Annotated in this window: 24 protein-coding genes; 14 read left to right on the top strand and 10 right to left on the bottom strand. The window is 71.0% G+C overall.

Features of this window, described 5'->3' with window-relative positions; all coding sequences use genetic code 11:
* The first annotated feature begins 9 nt into the window (after positions 1-9).
* Genes IEZ13_RS08290 through IEZ13_RS08260 form a run of 7 tightly spaced genes read left to right on the top strand, consistent with a single transcriptional unit; the run spans position 10 to position 5,668 of the window.
* Complete coding sequence (locus IEZ13_RS08290) at positions 10-912, top strand: VOC family protein (RefSeq protein ID WP_183219142.1); 903 nt, start codon at positions 10-12, stop codon at positions 910-912.
* Positions 912-2,342, top strand: a complete 1,431-nt coding sequence (locus IEZ13_RS08285) for an NAD-dependent succinate-semialdehyde dehydrogenase (RefSeq protein WP_183219141.1) — start codon at positions 912-914, stop codon at positions 2,340-2,342. Before IEZ13_RS08290 ends, IEZ13_RS08285 begins: the two co-directional genes overlap by 1 nt.
* A complete protein-coding gene (locus tag IEZ13_RS08280; protein WP_183219140.1) occupies positions 2,342-3,136 on the top strand; it encodes a fumarylacetoacetate hydrolase family protein in 795 nt (264 codons plus the stop codon). Before IEZ13_RS08285 ends, IEZ13_RS08280 begins: the two co-directional genes overlap by 1 nt.
* Complete coding sequence (locus tag IEZ13_RS08275) at positions 3,129-3,500, top strand: VOC family protein (protein WP_183219139.1); 372 nt, start codon at positions 3,129-3,131, stop codon at positions 3,498-3,500. Before IEZ13_RS08280 ends, IEZ13_RS08275 begins: the two co-directional genes overlap by 8 nt.
* Positions 3,500-4,267 (top strand): alpha/beta fold hydrolase, encoded by a 768-nt coding sequence (locus IEZ13_RS08270; protein WP_183219138.1) that lies wholly within the window; start codon positions 3,500-3,502, stop codon positions 4,265-4,267. Before IEZ13_RS08275 ends, IEZ13_RS08270 begins: the two co-directional genes overlap by 1 nt.
* Positions 4,264-4,707 carry a GlcG/HbpS family heme-binding protein gene (locus tag IEZ13_RS08265; protein WP_183219137.1) on the top strand — a complete coding sequence of 148 codons (444 nt, stop codon included), beginning with the start codon at positions 4,264-4,266 and terminating at the stop codon, positions 4,705-4,707. The genes IEZ13_RS08270 and IEZ13_RS08265 overlap by 4 nt, the downstream gene beginning before the upstream one ends.
* On the top strand, positions 4,700-5,668 hold the full coding sequence (locus IEZ13_RS08260; protein ID WP_183219136.1) for a uroporphyrinogen decarboxylase/cobalamine-independent methonine synthase family protein: 969 nt from the start codon (positions 4,700-4,702) through the stop codon (positions 5,666-5,668). The genes IEZ13_RS08265 and IEZ13_RS08260 overlap by 8 nt, the downstream gene beginning before the upstream one ends.
* Before the next feature lie 42 nt (positions 5,669-5,710).
* Here IEZ13_RS08260 and IEZ13_RS08255 read toward each other — a convergent pair whose 3' ends face one another.
* The gene (locus tag IEZ13_RS08255) at positions 5,711-5,998 is read right to left on the bottom strand and encodes a putative quinol monooxygenase (protein ID WP_183219135.1); all 288 of its coding nucleotides are present in this window, start codon (positions 5,996-5,998) and stop codon (positions 5,711-5,713) included.
* 156 nt (positions 5,999-6,154) lie between these two features.
* On the opposite strand from IEZ13_RS08255, the gene IEZ13_RS08250 reads away from it, so the two are divergent.
* The 5 genes from IEZ13_RS08250 (at position 6,155) to IEZ13_RS08230 (ending at position 12,589) form a co-directional block, all read left to right on the top strand.
* Positions 6,155-7,597, top strand: coding sequence for an aldehyde dehydrogenase family protein (locus tag IEZ13_RS08250; protein WP_183219134.1), 1,443 nt, complete (start codon positions 6,155-6,157; stop codon positions 7,595-7,597).
* A 27-nt stretch (positions 7,598-7,624) separates the two neighbouring features.
* Positions 7,625-8,821 (top strand): L-2-hydroxyglutarate oxidase, encoded by a 1,197-nt coding sequence (gene lhgO, locus IEZ13_RS08245; RefSeq protein WP_183219133.1) that lies wholly within the window; start codon positions 7,625-7,627, stop codon positions 8,819-8,821.
* A gap of 181 nt (positions 8,822-9,002) precedes the next feature.
* A complete protein-coding gene (locus IEZ13_RS08240; protein ID WP_183219132.1) occupies positions 9,003-9,863 on the top strand; it encodes an amidohydrolase family protein in 861 nt (286 codons plus the stop codon).
* Positions 9,860-11,524 carry a thiamine pyrophosphate-dependent enzyme gene (locus IEZ13_RS08235; RefSeq protein WP_183219131.1) on the top strand — a complete coding sequence of 555 codons (1,665 nt, stop codon included), beginning with the start codon at positions 9,860-9,862 and terminating at the stop codon, positions 11,522-11,524. The genes IEZ13_RS08240 and IEZ13_RS08235 overlap by 4 nt, the downstream gene beginning before the upstream one ends.
* A gap of 12 nt (positions 11,525-11,536) precedes the next feature.
* Positions 11,537-12,589 (top strand): Ldh family oxidoreductase, encoded by a 1,053-nt coding sequence (locus tag IEZ13_RS08230; RefSeq protein ID WP_183219130.1) that lies wholly within the window; start codon positions 11,537-11,539, stop codon positions 12,587-12,589.
* 150 nt (positions 12,590-12,739) lie between these two features.
* Here IEZ13_RS08230 and IEZ13_RS08225 read toward each other — a convergent pair whose 3' ends face one another.
* From IEZ13_RS08225 to IEZ13_RS08210, 4 genes are read right to left on the bottom strand one after another with little or no spacing between them, the layout of a single operon-like run.
* Positions 12,740-14,347, bottom strand: a complete 1,608-nt coding sequence (locus IEZ13_RS08225) for a methyl-accepting chemotaxis protein (RefSeq protein ID WP_183219129.1) — start codon at positions 14,345-14,347, stop codon at positions 12,740-12,742.
* Positions 14,348-14,398: 51 nt separating this feature from the next.
* Positions 14,399-15,241, bottom strand: coding sequence for an ABC transporter ATP-binding protein (locus IEZ13_RS08220; RefSeq protein WP_372441850.1), 843 nt, complete (start codon positions 15,239-15,241; stop codon positions 14,399-14,401).
* Positions 15,242-15,248: 7 nt separating this feature from the next.
* On the bottom strand, positions 15,249-16,271 hold the full coding sequence (locus IEZ13_RS08215; protein ID WP_183219127.1) for a FecCD family ABC transporter permease: 1,023 nt from the start codon (positions 16,269-16,271) through the stop codon (positions 15,249-15,251).
* Positions 16,268-17,206, bottom strand: coding sequence for a FecCD family ABC transporter permease (locus IEZ13_RS08210; RefSeq protein ID WP_203833732.1), 939 nt, complete (start codon positions 17,204-17,206; stop codon positions 16,268-16,270). The genes IEZ13_RS08215 and IEZ13_RS08210 overlap by 4 nt, the downstream gene beginning before the upstream one ends.
* Positions 17,207-17,423: 217 nt before the next feature.
* Between IEZ13_RS08210 and IEZ13_RS08205 the strand changes: the two genes are divergently transcribed.
* Positions 17,424-18,449 (top strand): ABC transporter substrate-binding protein, encoded by a 1,026-nt coding sequence (locus IEZ13_RS08205; RefSeq protein WP_183219126.1) that lies wholly within the window; start codon positions 17,424-17,426, stop codon positions 18,447-18,449.
* Positions 18,450-18,515: 66 nt separating this feature from the next.
* Here IEZ13_RS08205 and IEZ13_RS08200 read toward each other — a convergent pair whose 3' ends face one another.
* Together IEZ13_RS08200 and IEZ13_RS08195 are read right to left on the bottom strand one after the other, a co-directional pair.
* A complete protein-coding gene (locus tag IEZ13_RS08200; protein ID WP_183219125.1) occupies positions 18,516-18,983 on the bottom strand; it encodes an OsmC family protein in 468 nt (155 codons plus the stop codon).
* 43 nt (positions 18,984-19,026) lie between these two features.
* On the bottom strand, positions 19,027-19,368 hold the full coding sequence (locus IEZ13_RS08195) for an MmcQ/YjbR family DNA-binding protein (protein WP_183219124.1): 342 nt from the start codon (positions 19,366-19,368) through the stop codon (positions 19,027-19,029).
* A gap of 79 nt (positions 19,369-19,447) precedes the next feature.
* On the opposite strand from IEZ13_RS08195, the gene IEZ13_RS08190 reads away from it, so the two are divergent.
* Complete coding sequence (locus IEZ13_RS08190) at positions 19,448-20,425, top strand: sulfotransferase family protein (RefSeq protein WP_183219123.1); 978 nt, start codon at positions 19,448-19,450, stop codon at positions 20,423-20,425.
* A gap of 1,012 nt (positions 20,426-21,437) precedes the next feature.
* Here the strand turns inward: IEZ13_RS08190 and IEZ13_RS08185 are convergent.
* The 3 genes from IEZ13_RS08185 to IEZ13_RS08175 form a co-directional block, all read right to left on the bottom strand.
* Complete coding sequence (locus tag IEZ13_RS08185; RefSeq protein WP_183219122.1) at positions 21,438-22,076, bottom strand: SRPBCC family protein; 639 nt, start codon at positions 22,074-22,076, stop codon at positions 21,438-21,440.
* A complete protein-coding gene (locus IEZ13_RS08180; RefSeq protein WP_183219121.1) occupies positions 22,073-22,441 on the bottom strand; it encodes an ArsR/SmtB family transcription factor in 369 nt (122 codons plus the stop codon). Before IEZ13_RS08180 ends, IEZ13_RS08185 begins: the two co-directional genes overlap by 4 nt.
* Positions 22,442-22,610: 169 nt before the next feature.
* Positions 22,611-24,008 (bottom strand): cellulase family glycosylhydrolase, encoded by a 1,398-nt coding sequence (locus IEZ13_RS08175; protein ID WP_183219120.1) that lies wholly within the window; start codon positions 24,006-24,008, stop codon positions 22,611-22,613.
* Positions 24,009-24,082: the final 74 nt, after the last annotated feature.

The raw sequence follows: 24,082 nt of genomic DNA, 5'->3' as shown, positions 1-24,082 counted from the left end.
CAGGCGGCGGTGGGAATCCAGCGCATCGAGTCGGTGACATACACCGTCGACGATCTCGACACGAACGTTCGTTTCTTCACGGATTTCGGGCTCACCCCGGTGTCGCGTGACGAGACGCGCGCGGTCTTCAGGACCCGCATCAAGCAGACCCTGATCCTGGACACGACCGAGCGCCCGGATCTGCCGCCGCCGGTCGAGGACGGGCCCACCCTCCGCGAGATCGTCTGGGGCGTCGACACCCCCGCCGAGCTGGACCGGCTGGCGAAACGGGCCGGGGCGGACCGGGAGACCCCGGACGGCATCCGGCACACCGTCGACCGGACCGGCTTCGGCGTCGGCCTCACCCTCGCCCACTCCTATGAAGGCGAGCACGAGGCGCCGCGAGCGGCCAACAAGTCGGGGTACGTGAACCGCGTCAACGAAGCACTGGGACCGGTCGGCCGGGTCCGGCCGATCCGGATGTGCCACGTCGCGCTGAACATCCCCAAGGAGGGCCGCGAGGAGGCGGTGGCGTTCTACACCGGCCCGCTCGAGTTCATCCCGACCGACGTGGTCAAGCCGATGGGCGTGTTCATGCGGGTCGAGGGCGACGCCGACCAGCACAACTTCCTGCTCTGCCACCGCCCGGACAAAGCCGGGGTCAACCACGTCTCGTACGAGGTGAACGGCTTCGACGACGTCATCGAGGGCGGCAACCACATGATCGAACGTGGCTGGCAGGAGGCCCGCAAACTGGGCCGGCACACCGTCGGGTCGAACGTCTTCCGGTTCGTGCACGCCCCCTGCGGCGGCCGGGTCGAGCTGGCCGCGGACATGGACCGGATCGACGACTCCTACGGCACCCGGGTGCACGAGACCACCCCGCCGCACCACATCTGGACCCTCCGCACCAACCGGGATCGAGGCGAGTGATGACCTACCCAGACCTGTCGCTGTACATCGACGGCGAGTGGATCGCCGACCGCGTCACCGTCCCGGTGATCAACCCGGCCACCGAGGAGACCCTCGCCCACCTGCCCCTCGCCGGCGTGGACGATCTGGACCGGGCGATCGCGGCCGCCGTCCGGGGTGGAAAGGTCTGGCGGGACACCCCGGTCGCCGACCGCACCCGGATCCTGCTGAGGGCCGCCGACCTGCTCGCCGGACGGGCCGACCGGGTCGCCGAGATCATGACCCTGGAACAGGGCAAGCCACGCGCCGAGGCCCGCAACGAGGTGCTGCGGGTGGCCGGCGCGCTGCGCTGGGACGCCGAGGACGCCCGCCGGGCGTACGGGCGGATCATCCCGTCGGCCGGCGACACCGTCCTGTCGGTGCGGCACGAGCCGGTCGGCCCGGTCGCCGCGTTCACCCCGTGGAACTTCCCGGCCGGGTCGCCGATGCGCAAGATGGCCGGCGCCCTGTCGGCCGGCTGCTCGATCGTCATCAAGGCCTCCGAGGAGACCCCGGGCACGGCTTCTGAGATCGTCCGGTGCTTCGCCGAGGCCGGGCTGCCGGCCGGCGCGCTCAACCTGGTCTTCGGCGAGCCGGCCGAGGTGTCGAAGCACCTGATCGCCTCCCCGGACATCCGGCTGGTCGCGTTCACCGGCTCGATCCCGGTCGGCAAGCTGCTCGCCGCGCAGGCCGGCGCCGAGATGAAGCCGTCGCTGATGGAACTCGGCGGGCACGCCCCGGTCATCGTGGCCGCCGACGCCGACCCGGTGCAGGCCGCCCGGAAGGCCGCCTTCGCGAAGTTCGTCAACGCCGGCCAGGTGTGCACGTCGCCGAGCCGGTTCCTGGTGCACGAGTCCCTGTACAGCACGTTCGTCGCCGAGTTCACCGCGGCGGCCGGGCGGGTCGTGGTCGGCGACGGCCTGCACGAGGGCGTCACGATGGGCCCACTCGCCAACGAGCGCCGGCTCAAGGCGATGGAGGAGCTGGTCGCCGACGCGGTCAGCCGGGGCGCCGTCATCAAGGCCGGCGGCGAGCGGCTGGACCGGCCGGGCTATTTCTTCCCGCCCACGGTTCTGGTCGACGTCCCCGGGGACGCGCGGATCATGCGGGAGGAGCCGTTCGGCCCGATCGCCCCGATCGTGGCGTTCAGCGACCTGGACGAGGCGCTGCGGATCGCCAACTCGCTCCCGTACGGCCTGGCCGCCTACGGTTTCACCCGCTCCTCGAAGACGGCGGAGAGGCTGGCCACCGGCTTCGAGGCGGGCATCCTGTCGATCAACCACTGTGGCGGGTCGGTGCACGAGGCGCCGTCCGGCGGGGTGAAGCAGTCCGGGTACGGGCGCGAGGGCGGCCCGGAGGGCGTCGAGGCGTACCTGATCACCAAGCGCGTCTCGCACCTGCTGGTCGACTGATGCGGTACGCACGGATCAGCCTCGGCGGGCGGCCGGTCTTCGCCGAGATCGCCGACGGGATCGCCCACGTCCTCGACGGCTCACCTCTGCACGGCCGGTCGAAACGGACTGCTGACCGCGTACCCCTCGAAGGTCTTGATCTTCTGCCGCCGGTCATCCCGGGCGTCTTCTACGCGGTCGGCCTCAACTATCGCGACCACATCGACCATGCCAAAGCCATGGGGTACGCGGTGGCGAAGCTCCCGGAGCGCCCGGAGGTCGGCTACCGGGCCAACAACGCGCTGACCGGCCATAACTCGCCGATCATGCGGCCCGCAGGGGTGACCGGGCGGTTCGAGGCCGAGGGCGAGGTGGTGGCCGTCATCGGGCGCACGCTGCGCAACGCGACCCGGGCCGAGGCGCAGGAGTCGATCTTCGGCTGGACCATCGGCAACGACGTCAGCGCCCGCGAGTGGCAGAACGCCGACCGCACCTTCTGGCGCAGCAAGAACAGCGACACCTTCAAACCGATGGGCCCGTGGATCGAGACCGACGTCGACCCGCTGGCCCAGACCACCACGGTCCGCGTCGACGGGCAGGTCAGGGCGAGGTTCGCGACCGGCGCCATGGTTTTCGACCCCTACGACTACATCGTCGAGACCACGAAGTACATCACCATGCACCCCGGCGACGTGCTCTGGATGGGCGCCGACAGCACCGTCCAGCTGGAACCCGGATCCACCGTGGACATCGAGATCACCGGCATCGGTGTGCTGTCGAATCCCGTACAGGCAGAAAGGCACCCCCATGAGTAACGCCCCGAAGTACATCCACCATGTGAACTTCCCGACCACGGATCCGGAGCGCACCAAGGAGTGGTACGCCAAGGTCTTCGGGCTCAAGGCGATCACGCCGAAGAGCAACACCAGGGTCGTGCTGATGACCCGCGGCAACTTCGACCTGCACTTCACCCCGGTCGAGGAGATGGACCGGATGGCGCCCTACCACTTCGCCATCGAGGTGGAGGACTGGGACGGCTTCCTCAAGCACCTCACCGACCTGGGCATCCGGCACACCCGGCCGATCGAGCGCCCGGAGAACCAGTCGAAGTTCTGCTACATCCACGACCCGGACCACACCATGATCGAGATCGTCTACCACGGAAAGCGGCCCGCCTGATGCCCCTCGCCACCGCCCCCGACGGCGCGAACATCTACTACGAGCGGCACGGCGAGGGCCCGGCGATCCTCTTCGTGCACGGCTCCGGCGGGCACCACGCCGCCTGGTGGCAGCAGGTCGCCGCGCTCCGCGACAGGTTCACGGTCGTCACCGTCGACCTGCGCGGCTTCGGCAGATCCGACTCGTCGATGCCCGAGTTCGACGGCCAGGACTTCCCCGGCGACCTGATCGCCGTGCTGGAATCCGAGGATCTGCGCGACGTCCTGCTGGTCGGCCAGTCGATCGGCGCGGTCGCCGCCCTGAAAGCGGGGTTGAAAAGACCGGACCGGGTTCGTGGAGTCGCGCTCGGGCACTCCCTCGGTGGTCTGTCCCACCCGGAGTTGACCGCGCTGGTCGACGCGGACCGGGCCGAGGCGGTCAAGCTGCCGGTGCTCGATCGGCTGCTCTCCAAGCGCTTCCAGGAGGAGGAGCCCGCCAAGACGTTCCTCTTCCAGCAGATGGGCACGTTCAACGTGGCCAAGATGGCCGACCTGCGTAATCTCGCCGTGGATGGCCCGACGATCGACGACATCGTCGCGTCCGGGATCGCCCTGACGTTCCTGGCCGGCGAGGCCGACGCGGTGCTCAGCGTCGCCACCGTGCGCCGCGCCCACGAGCTGGTCAAGGGCTCGCACCTGTCGGTCGTCCCGGGCGCCCCGCACTCGATGTATTGGGAGTCGCCCGACCTCTACAACGAGGCCGTCGCCTCGATTCGGGGGTCGCTGTGAAACTCACCCTCGCACAGGCCGAGGAGATCCTGGCCGGCACCCTGAAGCGCGGCGAGCACCTGGGCAAGGCGCTCAGTGTCGCGGTCGTCGACGCCGGCGGGCATCTCATCTCGGTGAAGCGCTCGGACGGCGCCCGCGCGCTGACCCCGAGCATCGCGATCGCCAAGGCATACAGCGCGGCGATCATGGAGCGCCCGACGAACATGCTCTACGACTGGGCGCAGAGCAACCCGGGCTTCTTCGCCCAGCTCTCGACCATGGCGGCGCACCCGATCGTGGCCACCGAGGGCGGCGTCACGATCAAGCGGGACGGCGAGATCCTCGGCGGCCTGGGCGTCTCCGGCGGCACCCCCGCCGAGGACCAGCAGGTCTGTGAAGAGGTCCTGACCGAGCTCGGCTACGAGCTGGTCTTCGCGGCTTGGGGGAAGAAGCGTGGCTGACACCTTCAAGTTCCGCATCGACCACCACGGCAGCCTGGTCCGGCCGCCCGAGGTGCTCGCCGCCCGCGCCGCGAGCGACCCGGACCTGCGGGCCGTCGAGGACGCGGCCATCGCCGAGGCGGTCCGTAAGCAGCGCAGACTCAGCCTCACCGTGGTCACCGACGGCCACTTCCGGCGTGCCGAGGCGGCCGGCGCGGTGCTCGACGCGGTGCACGGTTTCGAGGACGGGAAGCTGACGGCCGAACGGTCGCTGGTCGCCGACGACACGGCCGCGATCGCCGTGCAGACCCAGATCCCGGCGAAGGCGACGCTGCCCTCGCCGGCCTGGATCGCGGCGCGGACCTTCCGGCCCGGCGGTCCCTGGGCCAGCGCCCGCGAGCTGGGCGAAGCCCTCGCTCTCCTGCTGCGTGCGGAGATCGAGGCGGTCATCTCGCGCGGCGTTCGGCTCATTCAGATCGACAATCACGGGTACGGGCAGGGCCTCTACCACGGCGATGTGCTCGGCTTCGACGACGCCGTCGCCGTGGACGCCCTCGCCGTGGCGGTGGCGGACAAGCCGTTCAACGTGCGGATCGGCCTGTGCCCGCTCACCCGGGTCGGCGACGGTCTGGACACGGCGGCCGCCGAGCGCCTGTTCGCGGCGGTGCCGGTGGACCGGTGGGTCCTGCCGTACGACACCGGCTCCCCGGCCGAGACCGAGCTGCTGCGGGCCGTCCCCGCCGAGCGGGACGTCTGCCTCGGCATCGTCGACCCGCGGGTGCCGGAGCTGGAGGACGTCGATACGGTGATGGACCGGATGGACGTGGTCGCCTCGATCCGCGACATCGAGGACGTGGCGATCAGCCCGAGCGCCGGGTTCGCCGATGTCGCGGGTCAGCCGCTGATCGGCGTCGAGGACCAGTGGCGCAAGCTGATCCACGTCGAGACGTTCGCCCGCATGTGCTGGGGCAACGAACTCTGAGGTCCTGTCGAGGGGCCGGCCGCGCGCCGGCCCCTCGGTCGTTCACAACACTTCGGCGAAGGTGACCCGGCGGTCCAGCAGGCGGGGGCGGATCACGCCGATGATGTGCTCGGCGAAGTGGGCGCTCGCCGCGTGCGCGCCGAACCCGGCCCGGTCGGTGTAGACCTCGTACAGCAGGAACGCGTTCGGGTCCTCGGCGTCGGTGTGCACCACGTATTCCAGGTTCGCGGGCTCGGCCGGGGTGTGCTCGCGCATCGTCAGCAGCGACTCCCGGACGACGGCCACGTCCTCCGGAGCGCACCGGTAGTGGGCGATGACGGCGTAGGCCACGATTTCTCCCTTGCTTCACAGGCGATTCTCCGGCCCGAATTCCACCAGGGAAATGGGTGCGCCAGGCGCAACCAATGCTTCCTCCGCAGCGCATGGTCGGCGCATTCCGGGCTTCCTACCATTCGCGATACCGAAGCGATCTCTTGAGGAGCAGTGATGTCCGTTCGCACCGTGGAGACCCTGGCCGGCGGACGCTGGGTGGGCGCCGAGAGCTGGGTCGACGTGTACGACCCGGCCGACGTCCGGGAGCCCTTCGTCCGGGTTCCGGCGCTCACCGCCGAGCTGGTCACCGAGATCTACGGCGCGGCGCGGGCCGGTTTCGCCGTCTGGCGGGCGATGTCCGCGCTTCAGCGGTCCAGGATCCTCGCGAAAGCCGCGGTGCTGCTGCGGGTCCGCAACGCCGAGATCGCCGACGCCATCGTCACCGAGAACGGCAAGACCCTCGCCGAGGCCCGGATCGAGGCGGAGAAGGCCGCCGACTTCTTCGAGTACTACGCGGCAGTCGGACGGCAGGACTACGGCTCCCTCATCCACGACGCGCGGCCGGACACCCGTACCGGCTTCCAGCGCGAGCCGCTCGGCGTGGTCCTGGCGATCACGCCGTGGAACGACCCGCTGATCACCCCGGCCCGCAAGCTGGCGCCCGCCCTGGCCGCCGGCAACGCCGTGGTGCTCAAGCCGGCCGGCGAGACGCCCACCTCGGCGCTGCACCTGGCCCGGGCCCTGGACGACGCGGGCCTGCCGGCCGGTGTGCTCAGTGTGGTCACCGGCCGCACCTCGGAGATCTCCGGCGCGCTGCTCGACGACCCGCGGATCGCCGCGGTCACCTTCACCGGCGGCAACGACGTCGGCGAGGCGCTGCGGGTCCGGCTCGCGGCCCGCGGCGTCCGGTTCCAGTCCGAGCTGGGCGGCAAGAACGCGTCCGTGGTGCTGGCCGGCGCGAACCTTGCGAAGGCGGCTGCCGCGGTCGTCGCGGCGTCGTTCGGCCAGGCCGGGCAGCGCTGCACGGCGACCAGCCGGCTCCTGGTCGACCGGGCCGTGTTCGACGAGTTCATGGTGCTGCTGCGGGAGAAGGTCGCGGCGCTTCGGGTCGGCCCGGGCAGGGCGGACGGCACCGACGTGGGCCCGCTGGTCAGCCCGTCGCACCGGGACAGCGTGCTGCGGGACATCGCCACCGCGGTCGAGCAGGGCGCCCACGTCGAGTCGGGCGGCGAGGAACTGCCCGGGACCGGCTGCTACGTGACCCCGGCGATCCTGACCGGCGTCACCCCGGACATGGACGTGTGGCGCGACGAGGTCTTCGGCCCGGTCCTGGTGGTCCGCACCGTCGACGGCCTGGACGAGGCGATCGCCGCGGTCAACGACACCCGGTACGGGCTGGCCGCCGCCGTCTTCACCGACAGCCTCGCCGCCGCGCACCGGTTCCTGGCCGAGGCCGACTGTGGACAGATCGCCGTGAACACCACCACGTCCGGATGGGACGTGCACATGCCGTTCGGCGGGTTCCGTGACTCCGGATCGCCCTTCAAGGAGCAGGGCGTGGAGGCGCTGCGGTTCTATACCAGGGTCAAGACCTTCGCCATCCACTTCGGAATCTGAAGTGGCCGTACCAGAGAGGCCGCACACATGGCGGACGAGACCATCGGAATCATCGGGGCCGGCATCGTCGGGCTGGCGATCGGCCGGGAGATCGCGCTGCGCCGGCCGGGCACCCGCGTCGTGGTCGTCGACAAGGAGGACGAGGTGGCCCGGCACCAGACCGGCCACAACTCCGGGGTGGTGCACGCCGGCATCTACTACACGCCGGGCAGCCTGAAAGCGGAGCTGTGCACCCGCGGGCGGCTGCTGCTGCGGGAGTACTGCGCGGACCGGCAGATCGCGTACGACGAGTGCGGCAAGCTGGTCGTGGCGGTCCGCGAGGACGAGCTGGGGCGGCTGGACGATCTGGAGAGACGGGCGCGGGAGAACGGCGTACCCGGTCTGCGGAGGGTCGATCCGGCCGGGATCCGCGAGATCGAGCCGCATGCCGCCGGCCTGGCCGCGCTGCATTCACCGGAGACGGCGATCACCGACTTCTCCGGCGTCGCGAAGGCGTTCGCCGAGGACATCGCGGCGGCCGGCGGCGAGGTCGTCCTCGGCTTCGCGGTGACCGCGATCCACCGGGAGCCCGGCCGGATCCGGATCGTCGCGGGCGACCGGGACGTCGCCGTCGACCAGGTGATCGTCTGCGCCGGCATCCACACCGACCGGGTGTCCCGGCTGGCCGGCGACGCCGCCGAACCGCGGATCATCCCGTTCCGCGGTGAGTACATGCGGGTCCGCGAGGAGAAGGCGGACCTGGTCCGCGGCATGATCTACCCGGTTCCGGACCCGCGGTACCCGTTCCTCGGCGTGCACTTCACCCGGCGGGTGACCGGGGTCGTCGAGGTCGGCCCGAACGCGGTCCTGGCGACCGCCCGGGAGGGCTACCGGCGCACCAGCCTCTCGATCCCCGACCTGGCCGGCATCGCGGCCTGGCCGGGCACCTGGCACATGGCGCGGCAGCACTGGCGTACCGGGATCAAGGAGGTGCGCGGGTCGCTGTCCAGGAAGCGGTACATGGCCGAGGCCATGCGCTACGTCCCGGAGATCGGGGCGGCCGACGTGGTGCGGGCCGGCGCCGGAGTACGCGCCCAGGCGCTGGACCGCGACGGCGGCCTCGTCGACGACTTCCGCATCCACCGGATGGGGCCCGTCACGGCCGTACGAAACGCACCGTCACCCGCGGCGACGTCGTCGCTGGCGATCGCCGCGCACGTGGTCGACGGCGTCTTCGGCACGTGACATCCCGGCCGGCCGTCAGTGCTGTCCCAGCGGCGCTGGGACAGCACTGACAACCAGCCGCAAGCACTCCTCGCGTGCAACAACCGATTGCGCGGCAGGGACTCCGCAGCGGCGGAAAACCTCAATAGCTTCATGGACATCCCCGCTGGCTACGCATCAGCCGGAACGAAAGGAAACACCTATGTTCGTCGTCGACTCCCAGGTGCACATCTGGAAGGAAGAGACCCCGGATCGCCCCTGGGTGCCGGGAGCTCGCGAGCGTATCCGGCTCAACGGCCACCGGGAGGACCCGTTCAGCTACGAGGAGTGCCTCGCGCTGATGGACGAGGCGGGCGTCAACCGGGCGCTGATCCTGCCGCCGTCGTGGGAGGGTGACCGCATCGACTACGCCCTGGAAGCGTGCGAGGCCCACCCGGACCGCTTCGGCATCATGGCCCGCATTCCGCAGAACAAGCCTCTCGAGGGCGCGGCCATGCTGCGGGACTTCGCGCAGAACCCGTACGTGAAGGGCACCCGGCTGACGTTCCACCGGCCGATCGACCGGAACTGGATGATCGACGGCACCAACGACTGGTACTGGCCGCTGGCCGAGGAACTGAACATCCCGACCATGGTGCACGCCCCGATCTGGAAGGCCGAGCTGGGCCGGATCGCCGCGCGGCACCCGGGCCTGAAGATCATCATCGACCACATGGGCATCATGGCCCGCTGCGTGGACGACGCCATCGGCTACTGGGTGCAGGAGACCGCCGACCTGCACGAGCACCCGAACATCTACGTGAAGGTCTCGGCCCTGCCGGGTTACTCGACGAGGCCGTTCCCGAACCTCAACATCGAGAAGTACGTGCGTGAGATGGTCGACAAGATGGGCCCGCGGCGCTGCTTCTGGGGCACCGACATCACCCGTCTGCTGGGCCACGGCCTCAGCTACGTGGAGACCATCGAGCAGTTCACCAAGCACTTCGACTTCACGCCGGAGGAGCTGGAATACATCATGGGTCGCGGCATCTGCGAGGTCCTCGATTGGCCGATCTCGAAATGACGCATCGAACCGATGGCGGCGACGCGGTCGTCAGCGCGTTCAACGCGGTCGGGGCGGACTACATCTTCTCCTCACCGGGGTCCGAGTGGGCCCCGGTGTGGGAGTCGCTGGCCCGCCGGCACCGCGACGGGCTGCCCTGCCCCCGCTACCTGGATCTGACGCACGAGACCGTCGCGGTCGGCATGGCCACCGGGTACGGCCTGGTCACCCGCCGCGCGCAGGGCGTGCTCCTGCACGCCGGACCGGGCCTGCTCCAGGGCTCGATGGCCGTGCACGGCGCGCTGCTGGCCGGCGTGCCGATGGTGGTGACCTCCTCGGAGTCGATCACCTACGGCGACGGGCCCGGCCCCGACCCGGGCGGCCAGTGGTACCGCAACCTCTCCGTGGTCGGTGGCCCGCACGTGATGGCGGCGCCGTTCACCAAGTGGTCCAACCAGGCGGCCAGCGTGCACACGCTGACCACCATGATCACCCGCAGTGCCGAGATGGCGGCCCGCGCCCCGGCCGGCCCGGTCTACCTGAACATCCCGCTCGAGGTGCTGCTCGACCCGTGGGACGGGCCCGACCCCAAGCCGGTCGCCGCGCACGGTACGACGGTCAGCGCCGCCGAGGACATGCAGGCCGTCCTGGAGCTGCTCGCCGGCGCGTCGAACCCGGTGATCATCACGGAGACGACCGGGCGCGAGGCGGGCGGCATGGCGGCCCTCGTCGCGTTCGCCGAGGCGATGGCCATCCCGGTGGTCGAACCCGGCTCGGCGGTCTGCGCCAACTTCCCGCGCGACCACGAACTGCACGCCGGCGGCGAGATCGAGCCGTTCGTCGACACCGCCGACGTGATCGTGCTGCTCAACTGCCGGGCCCCGTTCTACCCGCCGTCGCGGCGGCCGGCGCGGGCGAAGATCGTGGTCATCGACGAGGTGCCGCAGCGGCCGCACGTCGTCTACCAGGTGCTCAACGCCGACTTCTACCTGGAGGGCGGGGTCACCGCCACCCTGCGGGAGCTGGCCGTCCGGGCCCGGGAGCAGGGGCTGGTCAGCGGTTCCACGTTCCGGTCGATGGAGAGCGCGGCGGTCACGACGGCGGAGTGGAAGGCGGCCGGCACGCTCGACCCGGTCCAGGTCGTGGCGACGTTGCGCGAGGTGATCGGCGAGGACTCGGTCGTCGTCGACGAGACCATCACGCACAGCCGGATCGTCCAGCGGCACCTGCGGCGCGCCACCCCCGACTCGTACTTCTACGTGCAGGGCGGGCTCGGGCAGGGCATCGCCGTGGCGCTCGGGGTGAAGCTGGCCACGCCGGACCGGCCGGTGGTGCTCACCATCGGCGACGGGGCGTTCCTCTACAACCCGATCGTCCAGTCGTTGCAGGCCGCCCGCGCCAACGGGCTGCCGCTGCTGATCGTGGTCTTCAACAACCACGAGTACCGGTCGATGAAGATGAACCACCTGCGCTTCTACCCGCGGGGCGCCGCCGTCGACACCGGGGAGTTCCTCGGCAACGACCTCAGCGACCAGCCGGATCTCGCCGCCCTCGCCGATCCCTTCGCCATGCACGCGGAGACCGTCGAGCGCGCCGACGAACTGGCGCCGGCGCTGGACCGGGCGCTCAAGGCCGTACGCGGCGGCACCACCGCGATCGTCAACGTCCGTGTCAGCCGCTAGGAGTTACCCCGAATGCCTCCTGCCAAGGTCCTGGTCCCCGCCGACGAGCTGGGCACCTTCACCACCGCGCTGCTCACCGCCGCGGGCGTCAGCCCGGAGAACGCGGCCACCATCTCGGCCGTCCTCACCTGGGCCAGCCTGCGCGGCGTCGACTCGCACGGCGCCTCCCGGGTGCCCCGCTACCTGGAGCTGCTCGACTCCGGCGAGGCCAACCGCGACCCGTCGCTGTCGGTCGGCTCGACCAGCCCGGCGGTCGCCGTGCTCGACGCGGACCGGGCGCCGGGCCCGGTGGCGCTGACCGCGGCCGCCGATCTCGCGGTGGAGAAGGCCGAGATCAACGGCATCGGGGCGATCGGCGTACGCCGTACCGTCCACACCGGAGCGATCGGCTACTACACGTCCCGGATCGCCGAGGCCGGACTGGTCGGCATCGCCTTCGTGGCCGGCATGCCGAACATGGCCTACCCGGGGGTGCGGGGCGCGGCCGTGGCGACCAGCCCGCTCTCCATCGCGGTCCCCGCGCCCGGCCACGCCCCGGCCCTGCTGGACATGGCGACCGCCGGCATCGCGCTCGGCAAGATCGCCCAGTTCCGCAACGCCGGGAAGGAACTGCCGCCGGGCACCGCCGCCACCGCCGACGGCACCCCGACCACCGACCCGAACCTCGCGAAGATGCCGCTGCCGCTCGGCGGGGTCAAGGGCGCCGGCATGTCGCTGGTGTTCGAGCTGCTCACCAGCGTGCTGGTGGGTGCGCCGATCCTCAGCTCGTTCCACGGTGACGACCCGCAGGGCCGGGTGCACCGGCAGAACGCGCTGATCCTGGCGCTCGACCCGGCCGCCTTCGGCGACGGCGACGCGTTCGGCCCGGCGGTGGCGTCCACGCTGGACACCCTCAAGGGCCTCACCCCGGCCGGGGAGGGCGCCGAGATCCGCTATCCGGGCGAGGGCAGCGCCTCGGTCGCCGTGAAGCGGGCCGCCGACGGTGTGCCGGTCGCCGCCAAGGTCTGGAGCGAGCTCCAGGTATCCGCCGAAAAGCTGGGCGTAGCGGTCCCGGCCGTCGCCTGAAAACGAAGTGGTCGCGCCCGAATGGCTTTCGGCGCGACCACGCACGCAGGTAGAAGGGCCAGGGCCAGCGTGAGCTGGGCCCCGGCCCTTCCCTCGGCGGGAGCGACGGTCTGTACCCACCGCCCCGCTACGACATCCTGCTCTTGATCTTTACTTGAAGGCGAACCGGCCGACCAGCCGGTGCAGGTCGTCGGCGAGCGAGGCCAGCTCGGAAGCCGCCTGCTGACCCGCCGCGACGGCCATCTTGGACTGCTCGGCGGCGCTGGAGACCTGCCCGATGTTGCCGGCGATCTCCTTGGCGCCGGCCGCGGCGGTCGCCACGTTGCGGTTCATCTCGGTGGTCGTCGCGGTCTGCTCCTCGACGGCCGACGCGATCGTCGTCTGGAACTGGTTGATCCGCTCGATGACCGCGCCGATCCGGACGATCGCCGCGACCGCGCTCTCGGTGTCGGCCTGGATGGCCTGCACCCGCCCGGAGATGGTCTCGGTCGCCTTAGCGGTCTCCTGGGCCAGGTCCTTGACCTCGCTGGCCACCACGGCGAACCCCTTGCCGGACTCGCCGGCACGGGCGGCCTCGATGGTCGCGTTCAGGGCCAGCAGGTTGGTCTGCTCCGCGATCGCGGTGATCGTCTTCACCACGTCGCCGATCTCCTGCGAGCTGGCGCCCAGCTTGCTGACCGTCTCGGTGGTCTCGGCGACCACCGCCACCGCCTCGAGCGTGACGCCCGCGCTGGCCACCGCGCTCTGCGAGATCTCCTGGATGGCGTGGGACATCTCGTCGGCGCCGGTCGCGACCGTCTGCAGGTTGTACGACACCTCGTCGGCCGAGTTGGTGGCCGAGCCGGCGCCCGCCGACACCGCCTCCGAACCGGCGACCGTCTGGTCGTTGACCCGGGACAGCTCCCTGGTGCTCTGGGCCAGCAGCTGGGCGCTGTCGGCCATGGCGCTCACGGTCTCCCGGACCGAGAGGGTCGCCTTCTTCACCGAGCGGGCCATCATGCCGATCTCGTCGCTGCCCTCGACCGGGACCTCGCGGGTGAGGTCACCGGCCGCCATCGCCTCCATCGCCTCGGCCACCGGGGCGAGACGGCGGGTGATCGACCGCGCGGCCAGCACGGACAGCGCGATGCTCAGCAGCAGGCCCACGCCGAGCACGATCAGCACCTGGCGCCGGGCCGACTCGAAGCTGTCGTGCGCGTCGGCCACCGCGGCGTCCGCGCTGGCGGCGGTCTCGGCGGCGAGCTTGGCGACGGAGGTCTCCATACCGTTGTTGACGGCGTCGAAGTCGATCGTCGGCTCGCGGCCGGCCGCGATGTCGGCCATCGCCCCGGTGTACTCGTCCCAGAAGCCGGTGAAATCGTCGAGCGTCTTCTGCTCGGACGCGCTCTTCGGCTGGGCCCGGTACCTCTCGAGCGTCTCGTCGAGACCCTTGATCGCCGCGGCCTGCTGCTCGCCGATGGAGGCCTGCGCGGCCCGGTCCGAGCCGACCGCCATCCGGGCGGCCGCGTAGTGGTTGATCAGCGCCTGGTGGCCCCGGATCTCACCGAGCAGGGTCAGGTTGGTGACGTTGGTGGAGCGCACCTCGTCGAGGCGGCTGTCCATGTCTCCCATCCGGGCGACGGCCAGCACACAGGCGGCGGTGACGAAGATCGTCACCAGCGACATCGCCGCCAGGATCTTCGTGCGGACGCGGAGGTCGGAGAACCAGCCGACCACGGCGTTGCTGCTCGCACGCTCGGGTGCGGCTTCGGAGGACATCGTTTCACGCTCCGGCGAGGGGAGGGGGGAAGGTGTTACCCCCTCCGATCGTCAGATGCGGGCGTTGGTTGAGAGATCTCCGGTACGGCGACGGGCGGCGGGCACGACCAGCGGGGTGCCGGTCTCCGGGTCGTCGATCACCCGGCAGGGCAGCCCGAACACCTCCTCGACCAGTTCGGCGGTGAGCACCTCGCCCGGCAGGCCGGAACGGGCCACCTTGCCGGAGCGCATGGCGATGAGGTGGGTGGCGTAGCGGGCCGCGTGGTTGAGGTCGTGCAGGACGGCGACGAGCGTCCGGCCCTGGCGCTCGTGCAGCTCGGCGCAGAGGTCGAGCACCTCGATCTGGTGCGCGATGTCCAGATAGGTGGTGGGCTCGTCGAGCAGCAGCAGCGGCGTCTGCTGGGCCAGCGCCATGGCCAGCCACACCCGCTGCCGCTGGCCGCCGGACAGCTCGTCGACGTTGCGGTCGGCCAGGTCGGCCACCCCGGTGGACTCCATCGACTCCTCGACCACCCGCTCGTCCTCGGCCGACCAGCGGCGCAGGATGCTCTGGTGGGGGTAGCGGCCACGGGCCACCAGCTCGGCGACGGTGATGCCGTCCGGGGCGGTCGACGACTGGGGGAGCAGGCCGAGTGTCTTCGCGACGGTCCGGGTGGGCTGCGAGTGCACGTCCCTGCCGTCGAGGAGCACCGTGCCGGTGGCCGGCTTGAGCAGCCGGGACAGCGCCCGCAGCAGGGTCGACTTGCCGCACGCGTTCGGCCCGATGATGACCGTGAACGAGCCGTCCGGGATCTCGACGCTGAGGTCCTCGGCGATGACCCGCTTGTCGTAGGCCAGTGTCATCCCGGTGCCGCTGAGACGGGTCATTTTCTCTCCTGTTGCCGTGTTCGTCATATCCGCCTCAGATCCGTCCCGCTCGCCGTTCGGTGGTGAGCAGCCAGACCAGGTAGGCGCCACCGACCAGGCCGGTGATCACCCCGACCGGGAGGACCCGGTCGTCGAGAGCGTGCTGGGCGATGAAGTCGGCGCCGCTGAGCAGCAGCGCCCCGACCGCGATCGACGGCAGCAGGTTCGGCCCGGGCGCCCGGGTGAGCCGCTTGGCCAGGTGCGGGGCGATCAGCGCCACGAAGGCGACCGGCCCGGCGGCGGCCGCGCCGAACGACACCAGCAGCGCGGCGGCCAGCAGCGCGCCGTTGCGCAGCAGGCTGACCGGCACCCCTAGCGCCGACGCCGCGTCGTCGCCCATCTCCAGGATCCGCAGGCCGGGGCCGCAGGCCAGCACCAGCAACGGCAGCACCGCGCCGAGCACCACGAGCAGCGGCACCGCCTGGGTCCACGAGCGGCCGTCCAGGCTGCCGGTGAGCCACAGCAGCGCCCGGGCGTTCTCCATCTGCTGGCCGCGGGTCAGCAGGTAACCGCTGATGCCGGTGAGGATCGCCGCCATGCCGACCCCGACCAGGATGAACCGGAAGCCGTGCAGCGCCCGGCCGGCGATCAGCTGGATCAGCAGCGTGGCGGTCATCCCGCCGGCGATCGCGGCGATCGACAGTTGGAGGTCGGACCCGCCGAGGATCACCACGACCAGCGCCGCGGTGCTCGCGCCGTTGGTGACGCCCAGCATGTCCGGGCTGCCCAGCGGGTTGCGGACCAGCGACTGGAAGACCGCGCCGCCGGCCGCCAGGGCCGCGCCGACCAGGATCGCGACGATCAGCCGGGGCAGCCGCAGCTCGTTGATGATGAACTCGTGTGCCGGGTTGCCCGCGCCGAACAGGGTCGCCACCACGTCGGCCGGAGCGATCGGGAAGTCGCCGGTGCCGAGGCTGAACACGCTGACCACGAGGGTGGCGACGACGGCGGTCACCCCGACGACGACGGCCCGGGGACGGATGCCCACCGGGTTCCTGCGCACTTCTGTCAGCGTCATTTGGCGGCTCGCACGAGATAGAGGAACAGGGGGCCGCCGAGGACCGCGGTGACCGTGCCGACCTGGAGCTCACCGGGGCTGCCCAGGATCCGGCCGAGCACGTCGGCGCCGAGCAGCAGCACCGGCGCCAGCACCGCGGTGTAGGGCAGCATCCAGCGCAGGTCCGGTCCGGTGACCGGCCGCACCAGGTGCGGGATGAGCAGTCCTACGAAGACGATCGGGCCGCACGCCGCGGTCGCGCTGCCGCACAGCAGGGTGACCGCGACGATCACCGCGACCCGGATCACCCCCGGCCTGGCGCCCAGCGCGCGGGCCGCGTCGTCGCCCAGCGACAGCGCGTTGAGCGGCCGGGCCACCAGCAGCCCGGCCAGCAGCCCGGCCAGGAAGAACGGCAGCAGCAGCTCGACGGTCTCGAAGTCGGCGCTGGCCAGCGAGCCGGCGGTCCAGAACTTCACCTTGTCGATGGCCTGGGTGTCGGAGAGCAGGGTGGCGCTGACATAGGAGTACAAAGTGGCGTTGAGTGCGGCCCCGGCCAGCGCGAGTCGGGCCGGGGTGGCCGACCGCCCGCCGCCGACCGCGTACACCAGGGCGGTGACGACCGCGGCGCCGGCGAGGGCGAACCACACGTACCCGAAGAAGGTGCCGACGCCGAAGAAGACCGCGGCGCTGGCCACCGCCGCCGACGCGCCCGCGTTGATGCCGAGCAGGCCCGGGTCGGCCAGCGGGTTGCGGGTCAGGGCCTGCATGATCGCGCCGGCCAGGCCGAGCGCCATGCCGACCATCAGACCGAGCAGGGTACGCGGCAGGCGCATCTCGTGGACGATCCGGTAGTAGTCCGACGCCGGGTCGGTCAGGCCGGCCCACACCTCGCCGGAGGAGAGGAAGCGGGCGCCGAACCCGACACTGAGGACCAGGACCGCGGCGAGCGCCACCAGAGCCAGGAGCAGACCGAACAGGCGTACGACGGAGCGGCGCCCGGCGCGGGCCGGCTCCGTGGCGCGTAACCCCTGCTCGACGGGGGTGTCGATGGTGGACAGCGTGGTTCTCCCGCCCTGGTGATCTGGATCCTGTTGACGCGCGTTCGGTCCGTTAGGTTAGCCTAACCATCGCACTCGGCCGTAGGGCCGGTCGTCCCCCCAGAAAGACTTGAACATGAAGTACTCACAGCTTTCTTTGTCCCGTCGTGGTCTGCTGGCCGCGGGTGGCGCCGCCGGTGCGGGCGCCCTGCTCGCCGCCTGCGGTGGCAAGGAGGAGACCGGGTCGACGCCGGACGCCACCGCCGCCGGCCCCTGGGCGTTCTCCGACGACCAGCCCAAGGAGCACAAGGCCGACAAGACCCCCGGCAAGATCGTCGCCTTCACGGGCACCGCCGCCGCGCTTGTCGACCTGGGCCTCCAGGACAAGATCGCCGGCGTCTTCGGCGAGACCAAGAAGGCCGACGGCACCGCCGAGGAGCAGGCCGGCGACCTGGACATCAACAAGGTCCAGATCATCGGCAACGCCTGGGGCGAGTTCTCCGTCGAGAAGTACGCGGCCCTCCAGCCCGACCTGCTGGTCACGCACATGTTCGACCCGGGCGCGTACTGGTACATCCCGGACGCCAGCAAGGACCAGATCCTCAAGCTCGCCCCGGCCGCCACCATCACCGTGGGCCGGGTCCCGCTGAACAAGCCGATCGAGCGGTACGCCGAGCTCGCCAAGTCGCTGGGCGCCGACCTGAACGCGCCGAAGGTGGCCGAGGCCAAGGCCCGCTTCGAGAAGGCCGCCGCCGACCTGAGCGCCGCCGCCAAGGCCGCCGGTGGGGTCAAGGTGCTGTTCGGCTCCGGCGCCGCCGACATCTTCTACGTGTCCAGCGCCGCGGTCAGCTCCGACCTCATGTACTTCAAGGAGCTCGGCGTCGACCTGGTCATGCCCGAGGTCGAGGGCGCCGACTACTACGAGTCGCTGAGCTGGGAGAACGCCGACAAGTACCACGCCGACATCATCTTCCTCGACGCGCGTACCGGCACCCTGCAGCCCAACGACCTGGCGTCCAAGCCGGGCTGGGCCGCGCTGCCCGCCGTCAAGGCGAACCAGGTCTTCCCGTGGCAGGCCGTCCCGATCTACTCGTGGGCCGGCTCGGCCCCGCTGATCGAGGCCATCACCGCCGCCATCACGAAGTCCAAGAAGCTCGCCTGACCCTCGGGCGCTGACCTTCGGCCCCGCCACCGGCCCACGCCGGTGGCGGGGTTCGGCACATCGGGATCAGCCGGCCGTCACGACCGCCTCGTGGCGCACCGGGAAGTTCACCGAGTTCGCGATGAAGCAGGCGTGGTGCGCGTCGTCGTGCAGCTTGACCGCCGTCTCCACCATCTCCGGCGACGCCACGGTCACCTCGGGCCGCAGCACCGCCTCGGTGAACCGCCCGGACCCGGCGCGGGTGGTCATCTCACCGGCGGCGCGGTCCACATAGGAGGTGACGACGATCCCCGCGTCGGCGCAGGCGTGCAGGTAGGACAGCATGTGGCACTGGGACAGCGCGGCCAGCAGAAGCTGCTCCGGGTTCCACCGCTCCGGGTCCCCGCGGAACGTCCTGTCCGAGCTGCCGGCGATCGGCGGCGGCCCCTCCGCGGTGACGTCGTGATCGCGGCCGTAGTCCCGGTAGCCGCTGGTGCCGGTGCCCCGGTTGCCGGTCCAGGTGACGACGGTGGCGTAGTGGTGCGCGAGTGGCATTCACCCTCCCCAGGAGATCCTCCAGAGATGTTCACGGTACGCGTCAGGCGGGCCGGTCCTTCCTGGGCAGGGTGGCGACGATCGCCTCGTAGGACGCGTCGACCGCCTCGAGGATCTCGTCGTCCGGGATGGCGCCGCCCAGGCGCAGCGTGTTCCACCCGTGCCGGCCGATGTAGGCGCTGGCCGAGGCGTCCTCGGGGTAGCGGTCCAGCCATTCGTCGGCGACGTCCCGGTTCGGCCCGCACTTGACGCCGACGGCCTCCCCGGTGCCCAGGAACGCGAAGATCTTCTTGCCGACCTTGGCGACGACGTCGCCCTCCCACGGCTCGTCCTGCCAGGCGCCCGGCTTGGCGAGACAGTGTCGCAACAGTTCGTCACCGATCATGACTTGTGCTTACGCCACATGCGGGCCGCTGGCAACCGCTCTTTGCAAAACGGACATAACGTATCTTACCGTCTAGGCCATGTCTGACCGCCCGATCTTCGTCGTCGGCTGCCCGCGCTCGGGCACCACGATGCTCCAGTTGATGCTGCACGCACACCCGCGGATCGCCCTGCCCCCGGAGAGCCGCTTCCTGCTGCCCGCCTATCACCGGCGGCACGAGTTCGGCGACCTGGGCGATCCGGCGCGGCGCCGCGCCCTGGCCGAGTTCATCACCGCCACCAGCCACTTCGAGGACCTCGGCCTGGACCCGCAGGCGACGATCGAGGCGATCGTCGCGGCGCCGCCCACACTCGGCTCGGCGCTCGGCACGGTCTTCAAGCTGTACGCCGAACGGTTCGGCAAGCCGCGCTGGGGCGACAAGCGGCCGCTCTACCTGCGGCACCTGCCGACCATCCGGCGGCTCTTCCCGGACGCGCAGATCATCAACATCGTGCGGGACGGGCGGGACTGCGTGGCGTCGCTCAAGGAGACGCCGTGGGGGCCGCGCGACGTCGACGAGCTGATCGACATCTGGGCGCGGTCCGCCGACTCCTCGCTGCGGGCCGCCCGCGCCTACCCGGCCGGCGTCTACCACCAGCTGCGCTACGAGGACCTGGTCGCCGACCCGGAACCGCACCTGCGGTCGATCTGCGACTTCCTGGGTGAGGAGTACGACCCGGCGATGGCCCGCCCGTCCGAACTCGCCGCGGTGGCCGTCCCCGAGTACAAGACCTGGCACGCGCTGACCCGCTCGGAGGTCACCACGGCCCGGGTGAGCAGCTGGCAGCGGCGGCTCACGGCCGAGGAGACCGCCCGCTGCGAGGCGATCTTCGGGGACCGGCTGACCCGGTTCGGCTACCAGGTGTCGACCGCCCGCCGGCGTACCCCCGAGATCGCGGCGGCCCGCACCTGGCTGGCGGTGCGCGACAGGCTCAGCCCGGCGCGGGAGCGGGCCGCCGCCGTGCGCGGGCGCCTGCGAGCCCGCCGCCGCGGCCCGGCCCTGCCCGCCCGCCTGTGAGGTTTGCGATCCAGGTCCGCGTTCCACTTGTCGCGCCCGCCGGGCTGACCTCGGTGGCCCGGCAGGCCCGGCCGGTCGCCGCCACCGAGGTCAGCCGCCGGTCCTGGCCGCGCGACGGGGCTCACCCGCCCGCCTCTCGGTCACCCTGTGTTGCCCGCCAGGCACCCGGGTTGCCCGCTCCCGGCCGTTACGCCGGTCGCCTGGGGTGAGTGGGCGCACACGCTGGCGGAGTCGTGGTCGCCCACGTTGCCTGTAGCCGGGGTGGCCGCGCACGTGGCGTCTTTCGTGCGCGCCCGCCATGGCTTCGGCCGCTCGAACGTGTGCGCCCGCCCGCTGTGGAGCTCATTGTGTGCGCTCACCTCCGAAAGCCTGACCGTCCGGAATTCCGCGTGAGCAAGAATCCCGTTCACCGGCTCATGTGGAAGATCGAGGTAGCCGGAGCCCGCTTCCGGTTGTGGGTGGCCGCGACATCGAGTCACGCATCCGGATGGCTGCGGCGTCACCTCGACTCGCTGGCGATCTTGGGTGATGGTGGCTGTCGGGCCGATCTTGGTTCCTGGTTGCCGTCCGGCGGTCAATCATCGCCCACGACCCATTTCCGCTGGAAGATCTTGGGCTGTCTGATGCATCCGGACAGCCACGATCGCTCAACATCGCACCGCCGGCGACGATTGCCCAAGATCCACATCGATGCTTGTGGACGACTCGAACGGGCGACGGTGACCGGGCGGATCTCGCAAGAGCGTGACCACCCGCCAAGCGTGACCGGGTCGCCGAGGGTGGGAGCCGGCGCTCGGCGTGACCGGGTCGCGGGTCGGTCGCGCGGCCGTGAGCGGCGGCAGGGGCAGGTGGTGGCGTCGGGGCGGGCCCGCCCGGGCACCGATCTGCGCCCGGCGGGCGCGGCACGGGCCGGAGCGGGCAGCGAGATCGCGCCGACCGGACGGGACGGTCCTATGAGGCGGGGCGAGGACCCGCGTACCGGAAAATCGCGGACCTCGACCACGGAAGGGCTTTAGTGCTCCTCGCCGAGGTATGCCTTGAGGGTGTTCTCCGCCTGGCGCCGGGCCTGTCCGGGCTCGGTGCCGAAGGCGATGTCGGCCTCGGCCCAGGCGTCGGCGGACAGCCGCATGAACTGCTTGCCGTCGTCGGACGTCATCCAGGCCATGACGGCCGCCGGGTCGAGTGGGGCGTCCGGCGCGGCCAGGTGGTTGGCCAGGCCCCAGAAGGCGCCCTCCCAGCCGAGGCCGACGGCGCCCGGACCGTACTTCTCCCAGTGCTCGTCCTCGACGTGGGCCACGTGCTCCAGCTCGAACCGGGCGCGGCCGTCCGCCTCCGGGGTGATCCGGACCTCGACCCAGCTGATGCCGCCGCCGAACTCCCAGGTGGCGGCGACCGAGCGGGGCCGGTCGCACCTGGTGATCGTGCCGCCGGCGTTGCCCTCGAACTGGTACTTCCCGCCCTCGCGCAGCTCGCCGGAGACCGGCAGGAACCAGCGGGGGATCCGCTCGGGGTTGGTGACCACGTCCCACAGGTCGTCGACGTCGGTGTCGTAGGCCTGGCTGATCGTCATGACCCGGGCCTCACCGGCCTCCAGGACACGGCTGCCGATGGTCCGCCGTACCTCACTGATCTGCTCTTTGACGTCGATCATCGCGTGCTCCTCGCATCGGTGGGTTCGTCGCCGGCGGCCAGTCGCCGCAGGCGCTTGCCGCGGGCCACCTCGGTGGCCATCGCGGCGAGGTGCGGCGCCCAGAACCGCCGGAAGGGCGCCAGCCAGTCGTCCACCTGCCGGAACGCGGTGTCGTCGACCGCGTAGAGCCGGCGTGCGCCGTCCGGGCGCACGGTGGCGAAGCCGTTGTCGCGCAGCACCCGCAGATGCTGGGACACGGCGGGCTGGGTGATGCCGAACTCCGCCCGGATGATGGCGGTGACGGCTCCGGAGGTCTGCTCACCCTCGGCGAGCAGCTCGAGGATCCGGCGCCGGACCGGATCGCCGAGGACGTCGAACGCATGCACGGGTCCACCCTATCAGATGCGACTTATATAAGTGGGACATTGAAAAGGTGCGCCGGGCCCGCCCGGTGGAGGGGGCGGACCCGGCGCGGTCGGCGACCCGGATCGTGGGTGCGGGCCGCCGGGCCGGACCTGCTTTGGCGGGAGCGGGGCCGGCCGGCTCACACGGTTCTCAGGAGGTCGGGAAGTTGTCCGCGGTACGGATCCGGGACCGCATCAGCTGACCCGACTCGGTCAGCACCCCGGTTCCGGCGAACGAGCCGCCCGCGCAGGTGCCCGGCTTGAGCGCCGCGCTGCCCTCGCCCGCGTCGGAGAACGTCCAGTTCGCGTAGCTGATCTGGAGCCGGTCCAGCAGATCCAGCCAGGCGTTGCTGCCGGCCGTGTCGACGGCGCCGTCACCGGTGTAGGTCACCGTGCCGAACTCGGTCACGAACAGCGGCAGCGAGGCCGCGGCCCGCTCCACCTCGGCGCGGTAGTTGTCCTTGTGCGACGCCGCGTAGAAGTGGAACGTGTACATCACGTTGGACGCGTTCACCGGGTTGGCGATGATCTCGGACGAGCTGCCGCCCTCGGAGACGCCCAGCGACGACCAGCCCCGGGTGCCGACCACCACGACGGCGTCCGGGTCGTTCGCCCGGATCACCGGGATGACCTGCTCGGCGTAGTTCTTGATGGTCGACCAGCTCACCCCGTTCGGCTCGTTGGCGATCTCGTAGATGACGTTCTTCCTGGCGGCGTTACGGGCCGACACCTGGGCGAAGAAGGTCTTGGCCCGGTCCAGGTTGTACATCGGGTCGCCCGGCGTGAGGATGTGGAAGTCGATCAGCGCGTACATGCCCCGCTGCTCGGCCTCGTCGACCAGGTTGTTGACCCGCGTGGTGAAGCCGGCCGGGTCGGTCTCGTAACCCTGCTCCTGGACGTACATCGAGACCCGGAACAGGTCCGAGTTCCAGTCCGTGGCCAGCGCGTCGAGCGCCGCGTCGGTGTAGCAACCCGGGAACCACTGGATGCCGTGGGTGCTCATGCCGCGCAGCTGGATCGGCTTGCCGTACTGGTTGCACAGCTTGGTGCCGCAGACCTTGAGCTGGCCGTTGATCCCGACCGGGGTGCCGTTGACCGGCGGGCTCACCGAAGCGCTCGGGGAAACAGGTGTGCTGGGGGAGGACGTCGGCGTCGTCGTACCGGTGCAGGTCTGGCCGTTGACCAGGCAGCCGGTCGGCTGGCCGGTGCCGGTCACGATGAAGCCGAAGTTGGTCGAGGAGTTGGCGGCGATCGTGCCGTTCCAGGCCGCCGGGGTGAAGGTGTAGGTGTTGCCGCTGCTGGTGAGCGTGGAGCTCCAGGCCTGCGTGACCGATGTCCCGGCCGGCAGGGTCAGCACCACCTTCCAGGTGCTGATCGCCGACGAGGACGGGTTGCTGACCGTGATCTCGGCCTGGTAGCCGGTGCTCCAGGAGTTCGCCACCCGGAACGCCGCCGTCTCGGCGTTCGCGGGGAGCGAGAAGAGGACGGCCGTCGAGACGGCGACCGCGGCCAGCACCGTGGCCAGGATGGTTGTGGTACGGCGTTTCACGAAACATCACCTCGGGGGATGAACGCGGGACCGCCACGGGGAAACGGCGGTGGGACAACCCGCGCTGGGAGCGC

The organism is Actinoplanes campanulatus (assembly GCF_014647795.1).
GTDB lineage: Bacteria > Actinomycetota > Actinomycetes > Mycobacteriales > Micromonosporaceae > Actinoplanes > Actinoplanes campanulatus.
Note: the sequence above shows the minus strand (reverse complement) of the source record. Positions and strands in the feature narration are given on the sequence as shown.